The sequence below is a fragment of the Pseudomonas sp. PI1 genome (assembly GCF_000812405.1).
Taxonomy (GTDB): domain Bacteria; phylum Pseudomonadota; class Gammaproteobacteria; order Pseudomonadales; family Pseudomonadaceae; genus Pseudomonas; species Pseudomonas citronellolis.
In genome coordinates this window covers 44,337-69,320 of sequence record NZ_JWMC01000074.1, presented here as the reverse complement: position 1 = coordinate 69,320, position 24,984 = coordinate 44,337, and the positions used below count along the sequence as shown (strand labels likewise).

The window sequence follows — 24,984 nt, the reverse complement described above, 5'->3', positions numbered from 1 at the left end:
ATCAAGCGCAGCGGTTCAAAGAAAATGCCCCGCTACGCCTCAGCGCACGGGGCAGGCCGGCGCGGCGCTGCATTGCCCGGCAGCCACCGGTGCCGCCTGGGGCGCCTGGAGGAAACGCGCATCCGTCGGCGCCAGCTGGTGCGCGCAGCTCGCCGGGGCGCGGGCCTGCTCGGCGCAGCCGCGCTCGGCCATGACGTTGGCCAGGTTGTACCAGGCGGCGGCGAAATCCGGCCGCGCGGCCACGCTGTGGCGCAGTGCCGCTTCGGCCTCGCCCAGGTCGCCGGCGGCGTAGCGGGCGTTGGCCAGGGCGAACCAGCCCAGCGGCTCCTGCGGCCAGGCCCGGGTGGCGGTGCGGTAGGCCTGGTCGGCCAGGGCCTGTTGCCCGGTTTCCTCCAGGTCGTGGGCCGCGCGCAGCCAGCGCGTCGGTTCGACGCTGGCCGGCAGCCGGTCGGCCGGCAGCGTCAGCACCGCCCAGCGTCCGCTGCGCCGCCAGGTGACGTCGAACGCGGTGAAGTCGATCACCAGGCGCTGGGTGATGCCGGAGCGCAGCACCAGTTCGTGGCGGTCGCGGTCGTAGCCGACCACCACGGCGTAGTGCCACATCGGCAACCAGTCCAGGCCGTTGTTCTGCAGCACCAGCACCGGGTTGCCGGCGGCCACTTCCTTGAGCACGTCCTCCAGGCGCGGGCGCAGCGGGTAGACCATCAGGCCCCGCTCGCGCGCCGCGGCCACCAGCTCGACCTGCAGGCTGCCCTGGCGCTGCGGCAGGAACACCCGCTCCTTCAACTGGTTCGGCGTCACCCGCACGCCGCGCTGGTTGAGCACGGTGGCGAGCGCCGCCGGGCCGCACTGGTATTGCTGCTGTGGGAAGAACTGCACTTCGGAAAGCTCGACGCGCCGTGGCAGCGCGTCGACCTCCGCCGGCAGCCGCGGCGCCGTGGCGCAGCCGCCGAGCAGCAGCGCGGCCAGGGCCACGGCAGCGGCGGCGTGCCTCAACGCTGGCACCGCACGAAGGTGAAGATATGCGTGATGCAGAGCATGTCGGTGATGATGAAGATCAGCAGGAACAGAATGATGATGCCGATGATGCCACCGGCCGGCGCCTGATCCAGCTGCTGGTTGAACTGCGCCAGCTCCTCGTTGGACAGGCTCTTGATGCGTTGCTCGACCTGGCTGCGCTCGACGCCCATGGATTGCAGCTTCTTCTGCACGCCCTGGTCATCGAGCATGCGCAGCAGCTGTTCGCGGTCGACGTGCTGCTGTTGCGCCTGCAGCACCTCGCCGGTGCCCACCATCGCCGCCTGCGCCAAAGGCACCTCGGCCACCACGCCCAACTGCGCCAGCACCAGCACGGCCGCCAGGCGCCTTACCCGTTTTGTGATTGTCATTCTGGGTCTCCTCCACTTTGACGCGCTAGCAGACCGCCGGGGAAAGCCGGAGGTTCCGCGCCGCCAAGCACGGTTGCACAAGCAAAGCCCGGGCGCCGTCGCCGAACGAGGCACCTTCTGTTCAGATCACGGCGTCAGGCGTTTGGTTCGAAGCGCAAGCGTCGCCAGTCCAGGGCCAGGTGGCCGAGGTACACGCAAGGGTAGGCATGGGGCAACAGGAAATGCTCGTGGCCGGCCACGGCCAGCCCGGCGCGCCGGCAGTCCAGGCGCAGCAGGCGGCCCCAGGCATAGGCCTGGGCATCGAGCGCCTGCGCGCCGAAGGCCGCCCCCGGCCAGCGCGCCCGGCACCAGTCGAGCAGCGCCCGGGGGTCGCGCACCTCGGGCAGGCAGGCGATCCGCACCTCGTCGTCGCGCCAGTCCAGCGCCCGCTGCGCATCGAAGGCAGACTGGCGCTCCAGGGGCAGCGGGCGGACCCGGGCGCCGTCGGCCAGCGGTTCCAGCGTCACCGCCAGCGGCTGCCAGCTGCTGTGCTCCAGGGCCCAGAGCAGATCGCCGTCGACTTCCAGCGACGGCCGCCCCGCCACCCGCTGGCGGAAACCCTCGCAAACCAGGCAGCAATCGCCCAGTGGAATTCGCAGTCGACTCTCGCTCACATCAGCCTCGCAGCACATCGGCCGAGTGATTCTAGGGAAAGCCTGCGGCTGACGGAAAGCCCCGTCAGTTGCCAAGCAGGAACTGCCGCCTTCCGTTCAGCCGCCGGTCATGCTCATGAAGCGCAGTACCTGGACCTGCCCGGCGGCGTCGAAGTGATGGCGCTGCGGCTTGAGCTGCAGCGCCTCGACCAGCGCCGCGCGCAGGCGCGCGCCATCGCCGGGATGGCTGCGCAGCAGTTGGCGCAGGTCCAGCGCGCCTTCGTGGCCGAGGCAGAGCACCAGCCTGCCCTCGGCGGTGACGCGCACGCGGTTGCAGTCGCCGCAGAAGTTGTGGCTGTGCGGCGAGATGAAGCCGATGCGGCTGGGCAGCCCGTCGACGCGGTAGTAGCGCGAGGGACCGCCGCTGCGCTCCAGGCTGGGCGTCAGTTGCCAGTGTTCGGCCAGGCGGGCGCGCACCTCGTCGCTGCTGCACAGGGTCTGCGCGCGGTCGTGGCTGCTGATGCTGCCCAGCGGCATCTCCTCGATGAAGCTGATGTCCAGCCCGCGGGCCAGCGCGTACTCCACCAGTTCGCAGACCTCGTCGTCGTTGCGCCCCTTCTGCACCACGCAGTTGAGCTTGATGCGCTCGAAACCCGCCGCCCGCGCAGCCTCTATCCCCGCCAGCACCTGGGGCAGGCGGTCGCTGCGGGTGAAGGCGGCGAAACGTTCGCGGCGCAGCGAATCCAGGCTGATGTTCAGCCGGCGCACGCCGGCGGCGCGCAGCTCGGCCGCGCGGCCGGCCAGTTGCGAGCCGTTGCTGGTGATCGCCAGGTCTTCCAGTTCGGGGCGCGCGCCGAGCCGCGCCAGCAGCGAGGTCAGGCCCTTGCGCACCAGCGGCTCGCCGCCGGTGATGCGGATGCGCCGCACGCCCAGGGCGATGAAGGCGTCGGCCACCGCGTAGAGTTCTTCCAGGCTCAGCACCTGGTCGCGCGGCAGGAACTGCATGTCTTCGCTCATGCAGTAGGTGCAGCGGAAGTCGCAACGGTCGGTCACCGACAGGCGCAGGTAGGTGATGCGGCGGCCGAAGGGGTCGACCAGTTGGCTGTCGGACATGGCGGCGAGCTCTTGGAAGGCCGGGCGCCGTAGCGGCACCGGGGTCCGGCAGACTCTACAGAAAACCTGAACCGTGGGTCAACTTCAGCCGCCGGGCCCTTGCTTGAGAGGCCCGCGGAGCCGGTGCTACCATCGCCGGCCCAGCCATGGGCTACCCGCGCACAAGAAGACCCAGCAGACCATGACCAGCATTCGCGAACGCAACCGACGCCTGATCCTCCGCGCCGCCAGCGAAGAGTTCGCCGAAAAGGGCTTCGCCGCCACCAAGACCAGCGACATCGCGGCGCGCGCCGGGCTGCCCAAGCCCAACGTCTACTACTACTTCCAGTCCAAGGAAAACCTCTACCGCTGCGTGCTGGAAAGCGTGGTGGAGCCGCTGCTGCAGGCTTCCGCACCGTTCCGCGAGGACGACGAGCCGGCCGAGGCGCTGCGCGCCTACATCCGTTCGAAGATCCGCATTTCCCAGGAACTGCCGCACGCCTCCAAGGTGTTCGCCAGCGAACTGATGCACGGCGCGCCGCACCTGCCCAGGGAATACCTGGACGAGCTGAACGCCCAGGCCCAGCGCAACATCGCCTGCCTGCAGAGCTGGATCGACCGCGGCCTATTGGCCCCGGTGGACCCGCACCACCTGCTGTTCACCATCTGGGCGGCGACCCAGACCTACGCCGACTTCGACTGGCAGATCTCCATGGTTACCGGCAAGGACAGCCTCAGCGACGCCGACTTCGAGGCCGCCGCCGAGACCATTACCCGCCTGGTGCTGCGCGGCACCGCGCCGGACGCCGGCGAGCCGGCCAAGCCCAGCGGCCGCATGCGGCCGTTGCCGCTGTAGGGCGCATAACGCCTACGGCGTTATCCGCCGTTTGGCCCCCGCATCCGGCCGCTCCGGTTTCAGCCCCTTTTCACCCTACCCCGCGTCGGCCACCAGGCCGGCGGCCTGGATGCCGCGGATGGCGCATTGCTCGTCGATGTCCGAGGCGTCGCCGCTGATGCCGATGGCGCCGATTACCCGATTGCTCGTGTCGCGGATCAGCACGCCGCCCGGCGCCGGCACCACGTTGCCCTGGGCCAGGGTGTTCACCGCGGCGATGAACGACGGGCGCTGCTGGGCGTCGGCGGCCAGCGCGCGCGAGGACTTGCCCAGGGCCACCGCGCCCCAGGCCTTGCCGATGGCCACCTGCGGGCGCAGCAGGCTGGCGCCGTCCTCGCGTTGCAGGGCCACCAGGTGGCCGCCGGCGTCGAGCACCGCCACGGTCAGCGGCGCGGTGGACAGTTCGCGGCCGGCGGCCAGGGCGCCGTGGGCGATGGCCAGGGCGGTATCCAGGTTGATTTCGCTCATGAGGGGTTCCTCGCAAAGGGATGAGACGTTCGCCCGCGTCTTTTTCGAAAAACGGCGCGGCGTTGCAAAGCCCTTGATGGAATAGCCGAAGGCAACCCCGGACGCAACGATTAAATACAATCCTGCGACATTTTGTACACAACAACAAAAGCAGAAAAATACAACGCCAGTATCGAATCAGCCGCTCAAGGATGCCGGGTTTCCCAGTACCCCGGGGTGTTGTAGAGGGCCTTCAGGTAGTCGATGAAAAAGCGCACCTTGGCCGGCAGGTAGCGCTGCTGCGGGTACACCGCCTGGATGTCGTAGGCGGGGATCTCGTACTCGTCGAGCACCGTCACCAGCTCGCCGGCCTTGAGCTCGGCCTGGATCTCCCAGGTGGAGCGCCAGCCGATGCCCAGGCCCTGCTTGACCCAGTCGTAGAGCAGCTCGCCGTCGTTGCAGTCGAGGTTGCCGGACACCCGCACCGCCACCTGCCGGCCGTCGCGCAGGAAGGTCCAGCCGCGCTGCTGGCCGCCCTGCAGGTTGAAGGCCAGGCAGTTGTGCCGCGCCAGGTCTTCCAGAGTGCGCGGCACGCCGTGCAGCTCGAAGTACGAGGGCGCGCCGCAGACCACCCGGCGGTTGGGGAACAGCTTCACCGCCACGTAGTTGGGGTCGGTGACCTCGCCGATGCGGATGCCCATGTCGTAGCCCTGGCGCACCAGGTCCACCAGGCTGTCGGTGAAGTTGAACGACAGCTTCAGGTCCGGGAAGCGCTCCAGGAAGGCCGGCGCGTGGGGCGCGATGTGGCGCCGGCCGAAGGCCGCCGGGGCCGACACCACCAGGTGCCCGCGCACCGAGTTGCCGCCGCGGGCGACGCTGGCGTCGGCCTCGTCGAAGTCCTTGAGCAGGCTGCGCGCGCGCTCCAGGTACTGCTCGCCGAGGTCGGTCAGCTGCAGGCCGCGGGTCGAGCGGTGCATCAGCTTCACGCCCAGGTGCTGCTCCAGCGCATCGAGGCGCCGGCCCATGACCACCGGGGTCACGCCTTCGCTGAGCGCCGCCGAGGCGAAGCTGCCGTTGTCCGCTACCAGGACGAAACTGCGGATGAGGGTATAGCGGTCCATTCGATACTCCAGATATCGACAGAACTGAAGTATCCATCAATTCCGTCGCTTTGGCACAGCCGGCATCCTTGGCCCCAACAAGAAAACCACCGACTCAAGAGGAAAGGTCATGGCCAAAATGAGAGCGATCGAGGCGGCCGTCCTGGTCATGCGCCGCGAAGGCGTGGACACCGCCTTCGGCGTGCCGGGCGCCGCCATCAACCCCATGTACGCGGCGATGAAGAAGCTCGGCGGCATCGACCACGTGCTGGCCCGCCACGTCGAGGGCGCCTCGCACATGGCCGAAGGCTACACCCGCACCAGCGCCGGCAACATCGGCGTGTGCATCGGCACCTCCGGCCCGGCAGGCACCGACATGGTCACCGGCCTGTACTCGGCCTCCGCCGACTCCATCCCGATCCTCTGCATCACCGGCCAGGCGCCGCGCGCGCGGATGCACAAGGAAGACTTCCAGGCCGTGGACATCACCAGCATCGTCAAGCCGGTGACCAAGTGGGCCACCACCGTGCTGGAGCCGGGCCAGGTGCCCTACGCCTTCCAGAAGGCCTTCTTCGAAATGCGCAGCGGCCGCCCCGGCCCGGTGCTGATCGACCTGCCGTTCGACGTGCAGATGGCCGAGATCGAATTCGACATCGACGCCTACGAGCCGCTGCCGGTGCACCGTCCGAGCGCCACCCGCGCCCAGGCCGAGAAGGCCCTGGCCCTGCTCAACGACGCCGAGCGCCCGCTGCTGGTCGCCGGCGGCGGCATCATCAACGCCGATGCCTCGGCCAGGCTGGTGGAGTTCGCCGAACTGCTCGGCGTGCCGGTGATCCCGACTCTGATGGGCTGGGGCACTATCCCCGACGACCACCCGCTGATGGCCGGCATGTGCGGCCTGCAGACCTCGCACCGCTACGGCAACGCCACCCTGCTGGAGTCCGACCTGGTGTTCGGCATCGGCAACCGCTGGGCCAACCGCCACACCGGTTCGGTCGATGTCTACACCGCCGGCCGCAAGTTCATCCACGTGGACATCGAGCCCACCCAGATCGGCCGCGTATTCACCCCGGACCTGGGCATTGTTTCCGACGCCGGCGCCGCGCTGGACGCCTTCCTCGAAGTGGCCCGCCAGTGGAAAGCCGCCGGCAAGCTCAAGGACCGCAGCGCCTGGGCCGAAGCCTGCCGCGAGCGCAAGCGCACCCTGCAGCGCAAGACCCACTTCGACAACGTGCCGGTCAAGCCGCAGCGCGTCTACGAGGAGATGAACGAGTTCTTCGGCAAGGACACCTGCTACGTCAGCACCATCGGTCTGTCGCAGATCGCCGGCGCGCAGTTCCTCCACGTCTACAAGCCGCGCCACTGGATCAACTGCGGCCAGGCCGGCCCGCTGGGCTGGACCATCCCCGCGGCCCTGGGCGTGGTCAAGGCCGACCCGAGCCGCCAGGTGGTGGCGCTGTCCGGCGACTACGACTTCCAGTTCATGATCGAGGAGCTGGCCGCCGGCGCGCAGTTCAACCTGCCGTACATCCACGTGCTGGTGAACAACTCCTACCTGGGGCTGATCCGCCAGGCCCAGCGCGGCTTCGAGATCGACTACTGCGTGCAGCTGGCGTTCGACAACGTCAACGCGCCGGAACTCAACGGCTACGGCGTGGACCACGTCGCCGTGGTGGAAGGCCTCGGCTGCAAGGCGATCCGCGTGTTCGACCCGAACCAGATCGGCGCGGCCTTCGCCCAGGCCCGCGAACTGATGCAACAGCACCGCGTGCCGGTGGTGGTGGAAGTGATCCTGGAGCGCGTGACCAACATTGCCATGGGCACCGAGATCAACGCCATCAACGAGTTCGAGGAGCTGGCCCAGAGCCGCGACGACGCGCCTACCGCCATCTCGCTACTGGACTGACGAAGTACCGGGCCCCGCGTGCGCGGGAGCCGTGGCAGGGAAAACCACAACCTGCGCGCGGCGGGGCCCACCCTTACGGAAATACGTGTTTCACCACCAGGAGGCCCCGATATGCCCCGTTTCTGCGCCAACCTGTCCATGCTCTTCACCGAGGTGGACTTCCTCGACCGCTTCGAAGCCGCCGCCAAGGCCGGTTTCAGCGGCGTCGAATACCTCTTCCCCTATGACTTCGAGGCCGAGGTCATCAAGGCCAAGCTCGACGCCAACGGCCTGGAGCAGGTGCTGTTCAACCTTCCTTCGGGCGATTGGTCGAAAGGAGAGCGCGGCATCGCCTGCCATCCCGACCGCGTCGAGGAATTCCGCGCCGGCGTCGACAAGGCCATCGCCTACGCCAAGGTGCTGGGCAACAAGCAGATCAACTGCCTGGCCGGCATCCGCCCGCAGGGCTACGACTGCGCCACCATCGAGAACACCTTCCTGAACAACCTGGAGTACGCCGCCGAGAAGCTCGAGGCCGCAGGCATCAAGCTGGTCATGGAGATGATCAACACGATCGACATCCCCGGCTTCTACCTGCAGACCACCCAGCAGGCGCTGGACGTGCGCGAGAAGGTCGGCAGCCCCAACCTGTTCCTGCAGTACGACATCTACCACATGCAGATCATGGAAGGTGACCTGGCCCGGACCATGGAGAAGAACCTGGCGGCCATCAACCACATCCAACTGGCCGACAACCCCGGCCGCCACGAACCGGGCACCGGCGAGATCAACTACCGCTTCCTGTTCGGCCACCTGGACCGCATCGGCTACCAGGGCTGGATCGGCTGCGAGTACAAGCCGGCCACCACCACCGAGGCGGGGCTGGGCTGGCTGAAGAGCCATAACGCAGTGTGAACGAAACAGCTCCGTAGGATGGGTTGAGCTTGCGATACCCATCACCACCGGCATCGATGGGTATCGCTTCGCTCAACCCATCCTACGAAAGAATTCCGCTGCCCGGCCGCACCGGGTAGCCAACAGACAAACAGAACCAGGAGACACCCTCATGGCCAAGATCGGATTCATCGGCACCGGCATCATGGGCCTGCCCATGGCGCAGAACCTGCAGAAAGCCGGGCACCAGCTGTTCCTCTCCAGCCACCACGACAAGGCCCCGGCCGCGCTGGTCGAAGCCGGCGCCGTGGCCCTGGCCAACCCCAAGGAAGTGGCCCAGGAAGCCGAGTTCATCATCGTCATGGTGCCGGACACCCCGCAGGTCGAGGACGTGCTGTTCCGCCAGGACGGCATCGCCGAAGGCGTCGGCCCGAACAAGGTGGTGATCGACATGAGCTCCATCTCGCCCACCGCCACCAAGGCCTTCGCCGAGAAGATCAAGGCCACCGGCGCGCAGTACCTGGACGCCCCGGTCTCCGGCGGCGAGGTCGGCGCCAAGGCCGGCAGCCTGAGCATCATGGTCGGCGGCTGCCCGAACACCTTCGAGCGCGCCCTGCCGCTGTTCCAGGCCATGGGCAAGAACATCACCCGCGTCGGCGGCAACGGCGACGGCCAGACCGCCAAGGTGGCCAACCAGATCATAGTCGCGCTGAACATCCAGGCGGTGGCCGAGGCCCTGCTGTTCGCCGCGCGCAACGGCGCCGACCCGGCCAAGGTGCGCGAGGCGCTGATGGGCGGCTTCGCCTCCTCGCGCATCCTCGAAGTGCACGGCGAGCGCATGGTCAAGGGCACCTTCGACCCGGGCTTCCGCATCAGCCTGCACCAGAAGGACCTCAACCTGGCCCTGGCCGGCGCCCGCGAACTGGGCCTGAACCTGCCCAACACCGCCAACGCCCAACAGGTGTTCAGCACCTGCGCGGCCCTGGGCGGCAGCAACTGGGACCACTCCGGGTTGATCAAGGGCCTGGAGCACATGGCCAACTTCTCGATCCGCAAGGACTGAGAAAGCGGACCGTAGGATGGCGTTGAGCGCAGCAATACCCATCAGCCGATGCAGCATGGGTTTCGCAAGCTCAACCCATCCTACGAAAAGCCCCGCTGCATTATGGGAGTGACGCGGCGAGGCAAGGCTTCGAACCCCGGCCGGCGTGAACACGGCTTCGCCGGCCGGGCGTATCGAAGGCATTGCCCAGGCGCTTGCCCCCAGGCGCCTGCGCAATGCCGCAATGAAAGAACAACGACAAGAACCTGAGGAGCCCCAGATGAGCCTCGACCCACGCGCCCTGCTGCGCGAGCTGTTCGACACCGCCATCGCCGCCGCCCACCCGGCGCAGACGCTGGCCCGCCACCTGCCGCGGGTGCATGGCGGGCGCACCATCGTCATCGGCGCCGGCAAGGCCGCCGGGGCCATGGCCGAAGTGGTCGAGGCGCACTGGAAGGACGAGCAGGTGGACGGCCTGGTGGTCGCCCCCTACGGTTACGGCGCCAACTGCCAGCGCATCGAAGTGGTGGAAGCCGCGCACCCGGTGCCGGACGACGCCGGCGAGCGCGTGGCCCGCCGCGTGCTGGAGCTGGTCAGCGACCTCAGCGAAGACGACCGGGTGATCTTCCTGCTCTCCGGCGGCGGCTCGGCGCTGCTCGCCCTGCCCGCCGAAGGCATCAGCCTCGACGACAAGCGCGCACTGAACAAGGCGCTGCTCAAGTCCGGCGCCGCCATCGACGAAATGAACTGCGTGCGCAAGCACCTCTCGGCCATCAAGGGTGGCCGCCTGGCCCGCGCCTGCTGGCCGGCCAGCGTGTACACCTACGCGATTTCCGACGTGCCCGGCGACGAGGCCACGGTGATCGCCTCCGGCCCCACCGTGGGCGACCCGACCACCTCCGCCGATGCCCTGGCCATCCTCAAGCGCTACGGCATCGACACCCCGGCGCACATCCGCGCCTGGCTGGAAGACCCGCGCTCGGAGACGGTCAAGCCCGGCGCCGACTGCCTGTCGCGCAGCTACTTCACCCTCATCGCCACGCCGCAGCAGGCCCTCGACGCGGCCGCCGCCAAGGCCCGCGCCGCCGGCCTGGAGGTGCTGATCCTCGGCGACCTGGAGGGCGAATCCCGCGACGTGGCCAAGGTCCACGCCGGCATCGCCCGCCAGGTGCGCAAGCACGGCCAGCCGCTGGCCGCGCCCTGCCTGGTGCTCTCCGGCGGCGAGACCACCGTCACCGTGCGCGGCAAGGGCCGCGGCGGGCGCAACGCCGAGTTCCTGCTCAGCCTCACCGCTGCGCTCAAGGGCGAGCCGGGCATCTGGGCGCTGGCCGGCGACACCGACGGCATCGACGGCATGGAGAACAACGCCGGCGCGCTGATGAGCCCGTGCAGCTACCAACGCGCCCTGGCCGCCGGGCTGAACCCGCTGCACGAGCTGGACGACAACAACGGCTACGGCTTCTTCGCCGAGCTGGACGACCTGGTGGTCACCGGGCCGACCCGCACCAACGTCAACGACTTCCGCGCCATCCTGATCCTCGAGAGTGACGAGCAATGAACAGCGACAAGAAGGTCAAGATCCTCGCCACCCTCGGCCCGGCCATCAAGGGCCGCGAGGACATCCGCGCCCTGGTGGACGCCGGCGCCAACCTGTTCCGCCTGAACTTCAGCCACGGCGAATACGCCGACCATTCGCAGCGCTACCAGTGGGTGCGCGAGGTGGAGGCCGAGCTGGGCACGCCCATCGGCATCCTCATGGACCTGCAGGGGCCGAAGCTGCGCGTCGGCCGCTTCGAGAACGGCGCGGTGATGCTGCAGAAAGGCCAGAGCTTCACCCTCGACCTGATGGACGCCCCCGGCGACGAACGCCGCGTGACCCTGCCGCACCCGGAGATCATCCAGGCCCTGGAGCCGGGCATGAGCCTGCTGCTGGACGACGGGCGCATCCGCCTGCAGGTGCTGAACAACCACGGCGACGCCATCGAGACCCGCGTGCTCAACAGCGGCGAGCTGTCCGACCGCAAGGGCGTCAACGTGCCCGAGGCGGTGCTCAAGCTCAGCCCGCTGACCGCCAAGGACCGCCGCGACCTGGAATTCGGCCTGGAGCTGGGCGTGGACTGGGTGGCGCTGTCCTTCGTGCAGCGCCCGGAAGATATAGAGGAAGCCCGCGCGCTGATCGGCGACAAGGCCTTCATCATGGCCAAGATCGAGAAGCCCTCGGCGGTGCAGTGCATCGAAGAGATCGCCCGCCTGGCCGACGCCATCATGGTGGCCCGCGGCGACCTCGGCGTGGAAGTGCCAGCGCAGAACGTGCCGGGCATCCAGAAGCGCATCATCCAGGTCTGCCGCCAGCTCGGCCGGCCGGTGGTGGTGGCCACGCAGATGCTCGAATCCATGCGCTTCTCCCCGGCGCCGACGCGCGCCGAAGTCACCGACGTGGCCACCGCGGTCAGCGAGGGCGCCGACTGCGTGATGCTCAGCGCCGAGACCGCCTCCGGCCAGTACCCGGTGGAAGCGGTGGAAATGATGGCCAAGATCATCCGCCAGGTGGAAGCCGAACCGGACTACCAGGGCCAGCTGGAACTGAACCGCCCGGAGCCGGACGCCACCGTGTCCGACGCCATCAGCTGTGCCATCCGCCGCATCAGCCGCATCCTGCCGGTGGCGGTGCTGGTCAACTACACCGAGTCCGGCAGCTCCACCCTGCGCGCCTCGCGGGAACGGCCGAAGACGCCGATCCTCAGCCTGACGCCCAACCTCAAGGCGGCACGGCGGCTGAGCGTGGCCTGGGGCGTGTATTCGGTGGTCAACGAGCAGCTTGCTCACGTCGACGAGATCTGCGCCACCGCCCTGGAGATTGCCCTGGCCCAGCGCATGGCCCAGCGCGGCGACACCGTGGTGGTGACGGCGGGGCTGCCGTTCGGGCAGCCGGGGAGTACCAATATGTTGAGGATCGAGACGGTGGCGTCGGCGTTGTCGGCCTAAGAGCCCCTCACCCCAGCCCTCTCCCGGAGGGAGAGGGGGCAGTTCGGCGCCGCCGGTAATGCCGGTGTTCCGCCTTCTGCCACACAAGTCCCCTCTCCCCCTGGGAGAGGGTTAGGGTGAGGGAACCAGGCCACCGGTAACTCCGGCGCCCCACCTTCTGCCGCACAAGTCCCCTCTCCCTCTGGGAGAGGGCCAGGGTGAGGGAACCACAGGCCACCGGTAACTCCGGCGCCCCACCTTCTGCCACACGAGTCCCCTCTCCCTCTGGGAGAGGGTTAGGGTGAGGGAACCAGGCCCACCGCCAACACCGGAGCCAGGCCTGGCCCCTCCCCCTCTTCAGGAAAAAGCCTGGAGAGAGAAAAAACAGAGTTCCGGAACCCTGCCAAAGCCGGGTTCCACACCGCGTCACTCCCGGACGGACGGGGCCGGGAAAACGGGGCCGCGACCCCGTCCGTCCGGGATTGGCCTTGAACGGCCAGCAGTTCTGTCGGCCATAGCCACCCTCGCACCCTCCCACGCAGGCTATGGACATTCGAGGCCACCCTCCGGCGATCCCGGGGACCGGCCTCTTTTTTATTCACGCCCCAAAATGGTGCCATGGCAGAATGCGCCCGCTGACACAGCCCACGGAGCTTCCCGCGATGCCCTCCCCCGATGGAAGGCACGGCCGCCGACGCGGAACCGGAGAAGCCCCGGACATCCCCTTCAACTGCCCAGACCTTCGATGCGCCCACTACCGCTACTGACCCTCTGGCTGCGCGGCTTCAGCCAGGTGTTCCTGCAACCCTCGCCGCTGTTCGGCCTGCTCTGCCTGGCCCTGATCGGCGCCTGCGCCCCCGGCCTGCTCCCCGGCGCCGTGCTCGGCGCCACTGCCGGCCCGGCCTTCGCCCACCTGCTGCGCTGCCGCCAGGGCGACACAGACGCCGGCCTGTACGGCTACAACGCCGTGCTGATCGGCCTGCTGCTGCCGCTGAAGTTCGCCTGGTCGCCCATGCTGGTGGCGCTCGTGCTGTTCGCCAGCCTCGCCAGCGTGTTGCTGCAGCGCCTACTGCTGCGCGCCTCGCGCCAGCGCCACGGCCTGCCGCCCTACACCCTGGCCTTCGTCCTGCTCGGCTGGACGCTGCCGGCGCTGGGCACGCTGCTGTCGCTGCCAGCTGCCGCGCCCCTGGCCGGGCTGGTCGAGCTGCCGCTGCCGACGCTGCTCGAAGCCACCTCCCGGGCCTTCGGCCAAGTGATCTTCCTCGACACCCCGCTGGCCGGCGCGCTGATCTTCCTCGGCCTGCTGCTGGGCGCCCCGCGCGCCGCCACCTGGGCGCTGTTCGGCGCGGTCATGGTGCTGCCGGTGGCGGTGTTCGCCGGCATTCCCCAGGGCGACGTGCACAGCGGCCTGCTCGGCATGAACAGCGCCCTGGCCGCCCTCGCCCTGGCCCTGCGCGGCCCCGGCCCCTTCGCCCCGCTGGCCGGCGCCGTGCTGGCGCTCATCCTGCAACAGGCCATGGTCGCCCTGGGCATCCCCTTCATGACCGCGCCCTTCATCTTCGCCTGCCTGCTGGTATTGCTGGGCGAACGCCTGCTGCGCCCGGCCTCGCGCCGCGCACCGCTGGCCGGCAACTGAGGCGGATTGCGCCGAGCGCCAACCGTGACGCCATGTCACATGGCAATCCCATCCAGGCCGGCACAGGTCAAGGCCGGCCCGGCTCCACGCCGCCATGCTGGCGAGGCGTGGGCGTGGTTTCCGACGACCGCCGCGCATTTTCCCGCCCGTGACGGCATAATCCGCGCCCTTCCGCGGCCCGCCGGGTTCGCGTTTCCATTTGCAAGCAGCGGTAAGGTCATGACACTTCCCTCCCCCACCCTGTTCCAACGCATCCAGCGCAGCAGCCTGGTGATGCGCATCTTCGTCGGCATGCTGGCCGGCATCGCCCTGGCGCTGGTCGCCCCCGACGCCGCCCTGGCCGTCGGCCTGCTCGGCAAACTGTTCATCGCGGCGCTCAAGGCCGTGGCGCCGGTGCTGGTCCTGGTCCTGGTGTGCGCCTCCATCGCCAACCACAAGGCCGGGCAGCGCACCCACATCCGCCCGATCCTGGCGCTGTACCTGCTGGGCACCTTCGCCGCCGCGGTGGTGGCGGTGGCGGCCAGCTTCGCCTTCCCCTCCACCCTGGTGCTCGACGCCCCGGCCAGCGGCAACGCTCCGCCCGGCGGCATCGGCGACGTGCTCAATGGCCTGCTGTTCAGCGTCGCCAGCAACCCGGTGAAGGCGCTGCTGGAGGCCAACTTCATCGGCATCCTGGCCTGGGCCGTGGGCCTCGGCCTGGCCCTGCGCCATGCCCGGCAGAGCACCCGCGACCTGCTCGACGACCTGGCCGGCGGGGTGACGCTGATCGTCCGCGTGGTGATCGCCTTCGCCCCGCTGGGCATCTTCGGCCTGGTGGCCAGCACCTTCGCCGAATCCGGCCTCGATGCCCTGCTCGGCTACCTGCAGCTGCTCGCCGTGCTGCTGGGCTGCATGCTCTTCGTGGCGCTGGTGGTGAACCCGGCGATCGTGTTCTGGAAGCTGCGCCGCAACCCCTACCCGCTGGTCTTCACCTGCCTGCGCGAGAGCGGCGTGACCGCCTTCTTCACCCGCAGCTCGGCGGCCAACATCCCGGTCAACCTGCAGCTGTGCGAACGCCTGGGCCTGCACGAGGACACCTACTCGGTGTCGATCCCGCTGGGCGCCACCATCAACATGGCCGGCGCCGCCGTGACCATCAGCGTGCTTAGCCTGGCCGCGGCCCACACCCTAGGCATCGCCATCGACCTGCCCAGCGCCCTGCTGCTGTGCGTGGTCTCGGCGGTGTGCGCCTGCGGCGCCTCCGGCGTGGCCGGCGGCTCGCTGCTGATGATCCCGCTGGCCTGCGGGCTGTTCGGCATCTCCGGCGAGGTGGCCATGCAGGTGGTGGCGGTGGGCTTCGTCATCAGCATCCTGCAGGACTCGGCGGAAACCGCGCTGAACTCCTCCACCGACGTGATCTTCACCGCCGCGGCCTGCCTGGCCGAGGAGCCGGCAGCCGCCGAGGCGGGCCTGGGCGAGAAGCGCTGAACCAGGCGACGCGCCCCGCGGGGCGCGTCCCTGCATAAGTAAATAGCCTTTGGGTATTTAAGCGGCATATAACCCATGGGCATAATCGGGCGATCCAACACTGCCGAGAAGGAACCGCCCGTGAAACGACTCTTCGCCGCCTCCCTGCTGGCCGCCGGAATGGCCCTGGCCGGCGCCGCCCAGGCCGCGCCGCCGCTGCTCAACGTCTCCTACGACGTGATGCGCGACTTCTACAAGGAGTACAACCCCGCCTTCCAGAAGCACTGGGAAGCGGAGAAAGGCGAGAAGATCACCATCCAGATGTCCCACGGCGGCTCCAGCAAGCAGGCGCGCTCGGTGATCGACGGCCTGCCGGCCGACGTCATCACCATGAACCAGGCCACCGACATCGACGCCCTGGCCGACAACGGCGGCCTGGTGCCAAAGGACTGGGCCACCCGCCTGCCGAACAACAGCGCGCCCTTCACCTCGGCCACCGTGTTCATCGTGCGCAAGGGCAACCCCAAGGGCCTGCACGACTGGCCGGACCTGCTCAAGGACGGCGTACAGGTGGTGGTGCCGAACCCGAAGACCTCGGGCAACGGCCGCTACACCTACCTTTCCGCCTGGGGCTACTCGCTCAAGCACGGCGGCGATGAAGCCAAGGCCAAGGAATTCGTCGGCCAGTTGTTCAAGCACGTACCGGTGCTGGACACCGGCGGCCGCGCGGCGACCACCACCTTCATGCAGAACCAGATCGGCGACGTGCTGGTGACCTTCGAGAACGAGGCCGAGATGATCGCCCGCGAATTCGGCCGCGGCGGCTTCGAGGTGGTCTACCCGAGCGTTTCCGCCGAGGCCGAGCCGCCGGTGGCGGTGGTCGACAAGGTGGTCGAGAAGAAAGGCACCCGCGAACAGGCCGAGGCCTACCTGAAGTACCTGTGGTCCGACGAGGGCCAGACCATCGCCGCCGACAACTACCTGCGCCCGCGCAACCCGGCGATCCTGGCCAAGTACGCCGACCGCTTCCCGAAAGTGGACTTCTTCTCGGTGGAGAAGACCTTCGGCGACTGGCGCACGGTGCAGAAGACCCACTTCGCCGATGGCGGGGTGTTCGACCAGATCTATAGCGGTAACTGACAGCGCCAGCTGCGCCGAGGCGCTCTTCGTAGGATGGGTTGAGCTTGCGATACCCATGCTGCCGTGGTGATGGGTATCGCTTCGCTCAACACCATCCTACGAAAAGCCGTGCTTCCTGGAACCGTAGGACCTTGTCCGCGATGGCCGGACGTCCCGGCGCGATTCGCGGATAAGATCCGCTCCTACGCTGCCCCACCGCTCCATTCCCCTGTAGGAGCGCGCCCTGCGCGCGATTCGCGGGCAGGGGAAATGCCGTGCCTCTCGGCCTGGGCAGGCCTGCGGCCCCCTCACCCTAACCCTCTCCCAGAGGGAGAGGGGACCGTTCGGAGTGCGTTGGTATTTCGGCGTTAGCCGGCCAGCACAGGGATTGCCGGCTGAAACCAGGCCGCCTCTCGGCACGGACCAGCCCCCTCTCCCTCCGGGAGAGGGCTGGGGTGAGGGGAAACCCGCGCGCCGATGTCATTCCCAGGTAGGAGCGCGCCCTGCGCGCGAATTCGCGGGCAGGGGAAATGCCGTGCCTCTCGGCCTGGGCAGGCCTGCGGCCCCCTCACCCTAACCCTCTCCCGGAGGGAGAGGGGACCGTTCGGAGTGCGTTGGTATTTCGGCGTTAACCGGCCAACACAGGGATTGCCGGCTGAAACCAGGCCGCCTCTCGGCACGGACCAGCCCCCTCTCCCTTTGGGAGAGGGCTGGGGTGAGGGAAAGCCCGCGCGCCGATGTCATTCCCAGGTAGGAGCACGCCCTGCGCATGAATCGCGGACGGAACCCCCACCTCCTCAACGCGGCCGCCACCCCACCTCGCGCAACGCCTCCAGCAGGCGCTCCCCGCCCAATGCCGGCACCCGCGTGCCGTCCGCCGTGCTCATCTCGCGGCCGGCCAGGATGGCGTTGACGATGGCTTCCTCCACCGCCTCCGCCGCCGCGGCGAACAGCGGCGAGATGTGCTCGTTGTTGAGCATCTGCAGCGGCGTGCTCTGCGGCAGGCCCTTGCGACCGTAGTCGGCAGGCGGCAGGTCCCGGTTGCCGGTGGCGAAGGCCAGGAAGATGTCGCCGCTGCTGTCCTCGGTGCCGCCGCCGGTGCGGGCGATGCCGACGGAGGCGCGCTGCGCCAGGCGCTGGCACTGGTGCGGCAGCAGCGGCGCGTCGGTGGCGATGATGACTACGATTGAGCCCATGCCCGGCTCGCCCTTTTCCGCGAAGGGCGAGGGAATGTCGCCCAGCACCCGGCCCACCGGGTAGCCGTCGACGCGCAGTTCGCGGCGCTGGCCGTGGTTGGCCTGCACCAGCACACCGACAGTCCAGCCGCCCTGCTCCGCCGGCAGCTTGCGCGAGGCGTTGCCGATGCCGCCCTTGAACTCGTGGCAGATCATCCCGGTGCCGCCGCCCACCGGGCCTTCGGTCACAGGCCCGGACTCGGCGCCGGCCAGGGCCTGGCGCACCTGCTCGGGGCCGACGTGCTGGCCCCAGATGTCGTTGAGCAGGCCGTCGTAGGTCTCCATCACCACCGGCATGCACCAGTACACCGCCGGGTCGGCCAGGGCATCGCGCTCGGCGGCCACCAGGGCGTCGCGCACCACGCCGACGCTGTGGGTGTTGGTGATGGCGATGGGCGTGGTCAGCAGGCCGGCCTCGCGGACCCACTCCAGGCCCGTGGCATCGCCGTTGCCGTTGAGCACATGGACGCCGGCGAAGCAGGGTTGCAGGCGGGCCTCGCCGGCGCGGGGCTGGACGATGGTGACGCCGGTGCACACCTGCTTGCCATCGCGCTCGGCGATCAGCGTGCTGTGGCCGACGCGAACGCCGGGGACATCGGTGATGGCATTGAATGCGCCGGGCGAGCCCAGGCCCAGGGTGATGCCGAGTTGACGAGCGCGCATGGGGACTCCTGTGGTCTTCAGAGTTTCTGGAAAGCCGGGCTCAACTTGCCGTAGGTGCCGTAGAGAATCACCGACACGGCCAGTATCCCGATAATGGTCATCACATCCCGCGCCGAGGCTTCCAGCAACAGGTTGAGCAGCAGGTAGCCGGCGCCGACCACCGCCAGCAGCGCCGGCAGCGGCCACAGCGGCATGCGGTAGGGGTGCTCGCGGTCGCGGCGCAGCACGCGGCTGAACAGCGCGCACAGGGCCACCACCAGGTAGATCAGCACCAGCAGCAGCACGGTGAAGGAAGTCAGTTCCTCCAGGTTGGAGCTGAAGCTCAGCGCCGCCGAGGGCACGCCGAGGAACAGCGTGGCCAGCCAGGGCGACTCCCAGCGCGGGTGGATGCGGGTGAAGGCGCGGTTCAGCGTCGGTGTCCAGAGGGCGTCGCGGCCGCTGCTGAAGATCACCCGGCCGACCTGGATGACGATCGCGACTATGGCGTTGAACACCGAGAGGAAGATGCCGGCGCTGACCAGCCGCGACAGCGTGGCGTTGCCGTGGGCGGTGAGCAGGTAGCCGATGGGGTCGGGGCTGGCGAGCATGTCCTTGAGCGAGGGCGCGCCGATCAGCAGCGCGGTCAGCGGCACCAGCTCGATCACCACCACCAGCACCAGCGACCAGAGCACCGCGCGGTGCACGCTGCGGCCGCCGTCCTTCATGTCCTCGGCCAGCAGCACGGCGCCGCCGAAGCCGTTGTAGGAGAACACCGCTGTGCCCACCGCGCCTATCACCAGCGCCCAGGGCGCCGCCGCCAGCACACCGCCGCTCAGCGTCTGCGGCTGCAGCAGCACGCTCAGCGGCTGGCTGGCGTGGCCGAAACCGAGCACCACTATCACCAGCAGCGCGGCCACTTCGCAGAGCAGGAAGACGCCGGTGACCCAGGCGTTGACGCGGATGTTGAGGATGCCCAGCACGTAGCTGGCGGCGACTATGACCAGGGCCACGGTCTGGGTGTCGAACTGCGTGCCCAGCGCGCCGTTGAGGTAGGTGGCCGCCCCCGTGGCCAGCACCGGCGGGATGAACAGCAGCGAGACCAGCACGGCGAGGAAGGTGGCGTAGCCGGCCATGCCGCCGAACACCCGCTTGGCGTAGACGTACTCGCCGCCGGCCGAGCTGTGCGCGCGGCCCAGCTCGGCGTAGCACCAGGCGAACATCAGCGCCAGCGCCGCGGCCATGACGAAGGCCAGGAAGGCGCCGCTGCCGGCCTGCTGGATGGCGAAGGGCGCGATGACGAATACGCTGCTGGCGGGGGTGACCGCCGAGACGGTGATGGCGACCACGTCGAACACGCCCAGGCTGGGCTTGAGCGCGCCGTCCGGCGCTGCGGGAGAGCTCATGTCGTTTTCCTCGAATTGTTATTGGCGGTTGAGGCAGGAACGAAAACCCTTGTGGCGCCCTCTGCGCGGGACGCTGCATGGCCCGCAGTCTGGGCGGCCGGGCCCTGGCGGCCAATCACCATTTGGGGTTACGCCCCTTGACGGCGGGGCCTGAAAAAGAGGAAACCGGATCACCTTTTGCGCCGGAGCCCCGGGGATGCACAACCTGTTTCGCGAAGTCGGCATGCACGCCAACCTCGGCCGCGCCATCGAGCAGATCGGCCAGCCGCGCTTCTGGAAGCAGTTGATCCTGCTGCTGCACCAGTGGCTGCCGTTCGACAACGCCCTGGCGGCCTTCTACCCCGCCAACGCCATCCCGGTGGCGCTGGAGGAATACGACGCCGATCCACAGGCCGTCTCGGCGGCCATGCCCGCCTACCTCAGCGGCCTGTACCAGCTCGACCCTTTCTACCAGGCCTGCCGCGAAGGCCTGCCCAGCGGCCTGTACCGCCTGGAGGAAGTCGCCCCGGACCAGTTCCGCCAGAGCGAATACTTCCTCAACTACTTCCACGACAACGTGCTGGAAGACGAGGTGCAGTTCATCCTGCAGTTGCCCGGCCAGGGCGCGCTGTCGCTGTCCCTGGGCATGCGCAAGCCGTTCGACGCCGCACAGTGCGGCCTGCTGGCGATGCTCTGCCCCTGGGTGCTGGCGCTGATGCAGCAGCACTGGCAGCAGCGCAGCCAGCGCCTGCTGCCGGCGAACCCGGAGGGCGTGGCCACCCAGGTGCGCGACGCCCTCAGCCACTTCGGCGCCGGGGTGCTCTCCGAGCGCGAGCTGGAGATCGCCCGGCTGATCCTGCGCGGCTACTCCTCCAAGGCCATGGCCGAGCGCCTGGCCATCTCCCCGGAGACCATCAAGGTGCACCGCCGGCACCTCTACGCCAAGCTGGACATCTCCTCGCAGCCGGAGCTGTTCTCGCTGTTCCTGCAGTCCCTCGGGCACGACCCGGAGAACCCCTGAGGCAGGCTCCATCGACCCGGCGAATGCGCCCGCGCGGGGAGCTTCGCGGCCTGAATGGGCGTGTCCGGAGAGACAGCAGCCTGTCCGCCGCGGCCACTGGCCGGCTACGGCCGGGCCCCTAGACTGAAGGCCGTCCAAACGACAATCACAAGAGGACAGCCCGATGAATGCCCGCGCCAAGTTCACCCACATGGAAGACGGCAGCGTCGAGGACTGGTCGATCATCGCCCAGGACTTCGCCGCCTATGCCACCCAGTTGCCCGACCGCATCCTCGCCCACCTGCGCCTGCTCGACGGCGACTTCGGCGGCTTCCCGGTGGACCGCCTGAGCCACTCGCTGCAGACCGCCACCCTGGCCCACCGCGACGGCCGCGACGAGGAGTACGTGGTCTGCGCCCTGCTCCACGACATCGGCGACACCCTCGGTTCCTACAACCACGCCGACATCGCCGCCGCCATCCTCAAGCCCTTCGTCAGCCCGGAGAACCTCTGGATGATCGAGAAGCACGCGATCTTCCAGGGCTACTACTTCTTCCATCACCTGGGCCTGGACCGCCACCTGCGCGAGCAGTTCAAGGACCACCCGCAGTTCGAGCAGACCATCGAGTTCTGCGCGCGCTACGACGCCGCGGCCTTCGACCCCGAGGGCGAGACGCTGCCGCTGGAGTTCTTCGAGCCGATGCTGCGGCGCGTCTTCGCCAAGCCGCGGCAGTCCATCTACATGGCGCGGGACGCCGACTGAAACCGGCCGCCGGCCGGGGCGATGAATCGTCACTGGCCGGCGGATGGGCGCTTGGTTAAGATCCCCAGGTCGTACTTGTGGAAGGCGCACGTCAGAATGCGCCATCACCGATCAGGGATAATCCGAGCGCATGAAGCCCAACCGTTCCGAAACGCCGTCCCGACCTGGCGCCGCCCCTCTGCGCGAGTACCATTCGCGCGTCCTGGCCTACCTCGCCGTGGCCGCCACCGTCAGCGCCGGCACCTTCAGCCAGTACTTCGGCTACGACGCGCTCTGGATGGTCCCTTACGCCCTGCTCTACCCGCACCTGGCGCAGAACCTGAGCCGCCGCTACAAGCACAGCCACCCGCAGCAGACACGCCTGGTCCTGCAGGCCCTGGACGCCCTGCACACCGGCGCCGGCGCCGCCCTGCTGGGCTTCTCGGTGGTGCCGGCGCTGATGCTGGTGCTGATCCTGGCCTTCTCCTCGCTGGTCGTCGGCGGCCTGCGCACCCTCGGCCTGGCCCTGCTGATGGCGCTGAGCGCCGCGGTGCTCACCGGCGCGCTGGCCGGCCCGGGCTTCAAGGGCAATGCGCCGCTGCTGGTGAACCTGGTCAGCGTGCTGTTCTGCGCCTTCTACATCTGCGTCACCGCCTACTTCACCCACCAGCAGGGCCTGCGCCTGGCCCAGGTGCGCGGCGAGATCGCCCGCGAGCAGGAAAAGGCCGCGCGGCTGGCGCACAACCTGGCCAAGTACCTGTCGCCGCAGGTCTGGGAATCCATCTTCAGCGGCAAGCGCAGCGTGCGCCTGGAAACCCAGCGCAAGAAGCTCACGGTGTTCTTCTCCGACATCAAGGGTTTCACCGAGCTGTCCGAGGAGCTGGAAGCCGAAACCCTGACCGACATGCTCAACAACTACCTCAACGAAATGTCGAAGATCGCCCTCAAGTACGGCGGCACCATCGACAAGTTCGTCGGCGACTGCGTGATGGTGTTTTTCGGCGACCCCACCACCCAGGGCGCGAAGAAGGACGCCGTGGCCGCGGTGTCCATGGCCGTGGCCATGCGCAAGCACATGAAGGTGATGCGCCAGCAGTGGCGCGCCCAGGGCATCACCAAGCCGCTGGAGGTGCGCATGGGCATCAACACCGGCTACTGCACGGTGGGCAACTTCGGCGCCGAAACGCGCATGGACTACACCATCATCGGCCGCGAGGTGAACCTCGCCAGCCGCCTGGAAAGCGCCGCCGAGGCCGGCGAGATCCTCCTCAGCCACGAGACCTACTCGCTGGTGAAGGACGTGATCATGTGCCGCGACAAGGGCCAGATCAGCGTCAAGGGCTTCAGCAAGCCGGTGCAGATCTACCAGGCGGTGGACTTCCGCCGCGACCTGGGCGCCAACCCCAGCTTCATCGAGCACGAGTTGCCGGGGTTCTCCATGTACCTGGACACCAACAACGTGCAGAACTTCGACAAGGACCGGGTGATCCAGGCGCTGCAGCAGGCGGTGGAGAAGCTCAAGGACAAGATCATTCTTTGAGCTTGTGCCGCTGGCTGCCTTTGTAGGAGCCGCGGTCTTGCCCAGCGCACCGGGGTGCTTTTCGTAGGATGGGTTGAGCCTGCGATACCCATGCTGCCGTGGTGATGGGTATCGCTTCGCTCAACGCCATCCTACGAAAAGCCGTGCTTCCTGGAACCGTAGGAGCGGACTCCGTCCGCGATTGGGCTCGCCGTTCGCGCCGGACCGCCCATAAAAAAGCCCGCTGCGGGGCGGGCTTGAAGGAGGCGCGGCGCTTCACGTCGCCACGCCCAACCGGAGAACCGGGAGGTATCAGGCGGCCTGGGCCTCCTTGGCTTCCAGCGCCGACGGGCCGGCGGCCAGTTCGCGGTCCAGTTGCGCGGAGTCCAGTTGCTTGCACCACTTGGCAACCACCACGGTGGCCACGCCGTTGCCCACCAGGTTGGTCAGCGCGCGGGCCTCGGACATGAAGCGGTCGATGCCGAGGATCAGCGCCAGGCCGGCGACCGGCAGGTGGCCCACGGCGGACAGGGTGGCGGCCAGGACGATGAAGCCCGAACCGGTGACGCCGGCCGCGCCCTTGGAGGCGATCAGCAGCACCAGCAGCAGGGTCAGCTGGTGGGTGATGTCCATCGGGGTGTCGGTGGCCTGGGCGATGAATACCGCGGCCATGGTCAGGTAGATCGAGGTGCCGTCGAGGTTGAACGAGTAGCCGGTGGGGATCACCAGGCCGACCACGCTCTTGTCGCAGCCCAGCTTCTCCATCTTGGCGATCATGCGCGGCAGCGCCGATTCCGAGGACGAGGTGCCGAGGACGATCAGCAGCTCCTCGCGGATGTACTTGATGAACTTCAGGATGTTGAAGCCGTGGGCGCGGGCGATGCCGCCCAGGACGATGAGCACGAACAGCAGGCAGGTGATGTAGAAGCAGGCCATCAGTTGGCCCAGCTGCACCAGCGAGCCCACGCCGTAGGCGCCGATGGTGAAGGCCATGGCGCCGAAGGCACCGATGGGAGCGACCTTCATGATCACGTTGATGATGTTGAACATCACCTGGGTGAAGCGCTCGATGAACTGGAAGATCGGCTGGCCGTAGCTGCCCAGGCGGTGCAGCGCGTAGCCGAACAGCACGGAGAAGAACAGCACCTGCAGGATGTCACCGTTGGCGAAGGCGCCGACCACGGTGTTGGGGATGATGTTCATCAGGAAGTCGACGGTGCTCTGCTTCGCGCCGGCGGCCGCGTAGGCGGCGATCTTGCTGGTATCCAGGCTGGCCGGGTCGACGTGCATGCCCGCGCCGGGCTGGACCACGTTGACCACCACCAGGCCGATGATCAGCGCGATGGTCGAGACGATCTCGAAGTACAGCAGGGCCATGCCGCCGGTCTTGCCTACAGCCTTCATGCTCTGCATGCCGGCGATGCCGGTGACCACGGTGCAGAAGATGATCGGCGCGATGGCCATCTTGATCAGTTTGACGAAGCCGTCGCCCAGGGGCTTCATCAGCACGGCGGTCTGCGGATAGTAGTGGCCCAGGGCGATGCCGATGGCGATGGCGATCAGCACCTGCACGTACAGGCTCTTGTAGAAGGGTTGCTTGGTCATTGCGGCAGGGTCCTCTTGAGCTGGCGGCCCGCCTTCCTGGCGGCGGCGCGTTGCCCGAAGCGTTATCTCCCTTCAGTGGGAGAATTTGTTTTCGTCCTGCCCGTCGGCAGGCCTTGAACCCTATTGGCAAGCCCTGTGCCAAATCGCCATCTTTATATTTTTACTTTATTTTCAATAGCTTACAAAAACACCAAAGCGACATGCGGGCTGATCGATGGCGGAAACCCGCCAAGCCCGCGGCGGGTTTCCCACCACTTGGCGGGTATCCGCCAGGGCCCCGGGTGCCTTAGATTTGCCCCACGGCCGCCGCGAACCGGCG

21 protein-coding genes are annotated in these 24,984 nt (G+C 68.3%); 12 read left to right on the top strand and 9 right to left on the bottom strand.

The genetic code is table 11. The features are described 5' to 3' along the window. Positions 1–39: 39 nt before the first annotated feature. The 4 genes from RN02_RS23455 to moaA all read right to left on the bottom strand — a co-directional run bounded on the left by RN02_RS23455 (position 40) and on the right by moaA (position 3,133). Complete coding sequence (locus tag RN02_RS23455; RefSeq protein ID WP_082033870.1) at positions 40–996, bottom strand: PA2778 family cysteine peptidase; 957 nt, start codon at positions 994–996, stop codon at positions 40–42. After that, positions 993–1,388, bottom strand: coding sequence for a PA2779 family protein (locus RN02_RS23450; RefSeq protein ID WP_009616989.1), 396 nt, complete (start codon positions 1,386–1,388; stop codon positions 993–995). Before RN02_RS23450 ends, RN02_RS23455 begins: the two co-directional genes overlap by 4 nt. Positions 1,389–1,522: 134 nt before the next feature. Beyond that, the gene (locus tag RN02_RS23445; RefSeq protein ID WP_152623807.1) at positions 1,523–2,041 is read right to left on the bottom strand and encodes a hypothetical protein; all 519 of its coding nucleotides are present in this window, start codon (positions 2,039–2,041) and stop codon (positions 1,523–1,525) included. A 96-nt stretch (positions 2,042–2,137) separates the two neighbouring features. Further along, complete coding sequence (gene moaA / locus RN02_RS23440) at positions 2,138–3,133, bottom strand: GTP 3',8-cyclase MoaA (protein ID WP_009616986.1); 996 nt, start codon at positions 3,131–3,133, stop codon at positions 2,138–2,140. A 181-nt stretch (positions 3,134–3,314) separates the two neighbouring features. Here moaA and RN02_RS23435 point away from each other — a divergent pair, with 181 nt between their 5' ends. Beyond that, entirely contained in the window at positions 3,315–3,968 is a 654-nt protein-coding gene (locus tag RN02_RS23435) for a TetR/AcrR family transcriptional regulator (RefSeq protein ID WP_043317249.1), read from the top strand. Between the two features lie 75 nt (positions 3,969–4,043). On the opposite strand, the gene RN02_RS23430 is transcribed toward RN02_RS23435, so the two are convergent. Together RN02_RS23430 and RN02_RS23425 are read right to left on the bottom strand one after the other, a co-directional pair. After that, the gene (locus RN02_RS23430) at positions 4,044–4,475 is read right to left on the bottom strand and encodes a GlcG/HbpS family heme-binding protein (RefSeq protein WP_043317247.1); all 432 of its coding nucleotides are present in this window, start codon (positions 4,473–4,475) and stop codon (positions 4,044–4,046) included. 185 nt (positions 4,476–4,660) lie between these two features. Further along, positions 4,661–5,575, bottom strand: a complete 915-nt coding sequence (locus tag RN02_RS23425; RefSeq protein ID WP_043270662.1) for a LysR family transcriptional regulator — start codon at positions 5,573–5,575, stop codon at positions 4,661–4,663. A 109-nt stretch (positions 5,576–5,684) separates the two neighbouring features. On the opposite strand from RN02_RS23425, the gene gcl reads away from it, so the two are divergent. The 8 genes from gcl to RN02_RS23385 all read left to right on the top strand — a co-directional run bounded on the left by gcl (position 5,685) and on the right by RN02_RS23385 (position 16,561). Next, the gene (gcl, locus tag RN02_RS23420; RefSeq protein WP_043317245.1) at positions 5,685–7,460 is read left to right on the top strand and encodes a glyoxylate carboligase; all 1,776 of its coding nucleotides are present in this window, start codon (positions 5,685–5,687) and stop codon (positions 7,458–7,460) included. 111 nt (positions 7,461–7,571) lie between these two features. After that, the gene (gene hyi / locus RN02_RS23415) at positions 7,572–8,354 is read left to right on the top strand and encodes a hydroxypyruvate isomerase (protein ID WP_043317244.1); all 783 of its coding nucleotides are present in this window, start codon (positions 7,572–7,574) and stop codon (positions 8,352–8,354) included. Continuing rightward, on the top strand, positions 8,341–9,396 hold the full coding sequence (locus tag RN02_RS23410; RefSeq protein WP_328286746.1) for a 2-hydroxy-3-oxopropionate reductase: 1,056 nt from the start codon (positions 8,341–8,343) through the stop codon (positions 9,394–9,396). The genes hyi and RN02_RS23410 overlap by 14 nt, the downstream gene beginning before the upstream one ends. Positions 9,397–9,655: 259 nt before the next feature. Further along, complete coding sequence (locus tag RN02_RS23405; RefSeq protein WP_043317242.1) at positions 9,656–10,933, top strand: glycerate kinase type-2 family protein; 1,278 nt, start codon at positions 9,656–9,658, stop codon at positions 10,931–10,933. Continuing rightward, positions 10,930–12,360, top strand: a complete 1,431-nt coding sequence (gene pyk, locus RN02_RS23400; protein ID WP_043317240.1) for a pyruvate kinase — start codon at positions 10,930–10,932, stop codon at positions 12,358–12,360. The genes RN02_RS23405 and pyk overlap by 4 nt, the downstream gene beginning before the upstream one ends. Before the next feature lie 724 nt (positions 12,361–13,084). Further along, entirely contained in the window at positions 13,085–13,975 is an 891-nt protein-coding gene (locus tag RN02_RS23395; protein ID WP_043317238.1) for an urea transporter, read from the top strand. 219 nt (positions 13,976–14,194) lie between these two features. Then, positions 14,195–15,442: a serine/threonine transporter SstT gene (gene sstT / locus RN02_RS23390; RefSeq protein WP_043270674.1), complete on the top strand. Its 1,248-nt coding sequence runs from the start codon at positions 14,195–14,197 to the stop codon at positions 15,440–15,442. A 120-nt stretch (positions 15,443–15,562) separates the two neighbouring features. Then, entirely contained in the window at positions 15,563–16,561 is a 999-nt protein-coding gene (locus RN02_RS23385) for a sulfate ABC transporter substrate-binding protein (RefSeq protein ID WP_024128603.1), read from the top strand. A gap of 776 nt (positions 16,562–17,337) precedes the next feature. Here the strand turns inward: RN02_RS23385 and RN02_RS23380 are convergent. Both RN02_RS23380 and RN02_RS23375 read right to left on the bottom strand, forming a co-directional pair. Further along, positions 17,338–18,438 carry a DmpA family aminopeptidase gene (locus RN02_RS23380; RefSeq protein ID WP_043317236.1) on the bottom strand — a complete coding sequence of 367 codons (1,101 nt, stop codon included), beginning with the start codon at positions 18,436–18,438 and terminating at the stop codon, positions 17,338–17,340. A gap of 17 nt (positions 18,439–18,455) precedes the next feature. Further along, the gene (locus RN02_RS23375; protein WP_043270678.1) at positions 18,456–19,820 is read right to left on the bottom strand and encodes an APC family permease; all 1,365 of its coding nucleotides are present in this window, start codon (positions 19,818–19,820) and stop codon (positions 18,456–18,458) included. A 196-nt stretch (positions 19,821–20,016) separates the two neighbouring features. On the opposite strand from RN02_RS23375, the gene RN02_RS23370 reads away from it, so the two are divergent. The 3 genes from RN02_RS23370 to RN02_RS23360 all read left to right on the top strand — a co-directional run bounded on the left by RN02_RS23370 (position 20,017) and on the right by RN02_RS23360 (position 23,081). After that, a complete protein-coding gene (locus tag RN02_RS23370) occupies positions 20,017–20,820 on the top strand; it encodes a LuxR family transcriptional regulator (protein ID WP_043317234.1) in 804 nt (267 codons plus the stop codon). Between the two features lie 163 nt (positions 20,821–20,983). Continuing rightward, positions 20,984–21,562, top strand: a complete 579-nt coding sequence (locus RN02_RS23365) for an HD domain-containing protein (protein ID WP_043317232.1) — start codon at positions 20,984–20,986, stop codon at positions 21,560–21,562. A 130-nt stretch (positions 21,563–21,692) separates the two neighbouring features. Continuing rightward, complete coding sequence (locus tag RN02_RS23360) at positions 21,693–23,081, top strand: adenylate/guanylate cyclase domain-containing protein (RefSeq protein ID WP_043270684.1); 1,389 nt, start codon at positions 21,693–21,695, stop codon at positions 23,079–23,081. 291 nt (positions 23,082–23,372) lie between these two features. On the opposite strand, the gene RN02_RS23355 is transcribed toward RN02_RS23360, so the two are convergent. After that, complete coding sequence (locus RN02_RS23355) at positions 23,373–24,665, bottom strand: dicarboxylate/amino acid:cation symporter (RefSeq protein ID WP_043270686.1); 1,293 nt, start codon at positions 24,663–24,665, stop codon at positions 23,373–23,375. Positions 24,666–24,984: the final 319 nt, after the last annotated feature.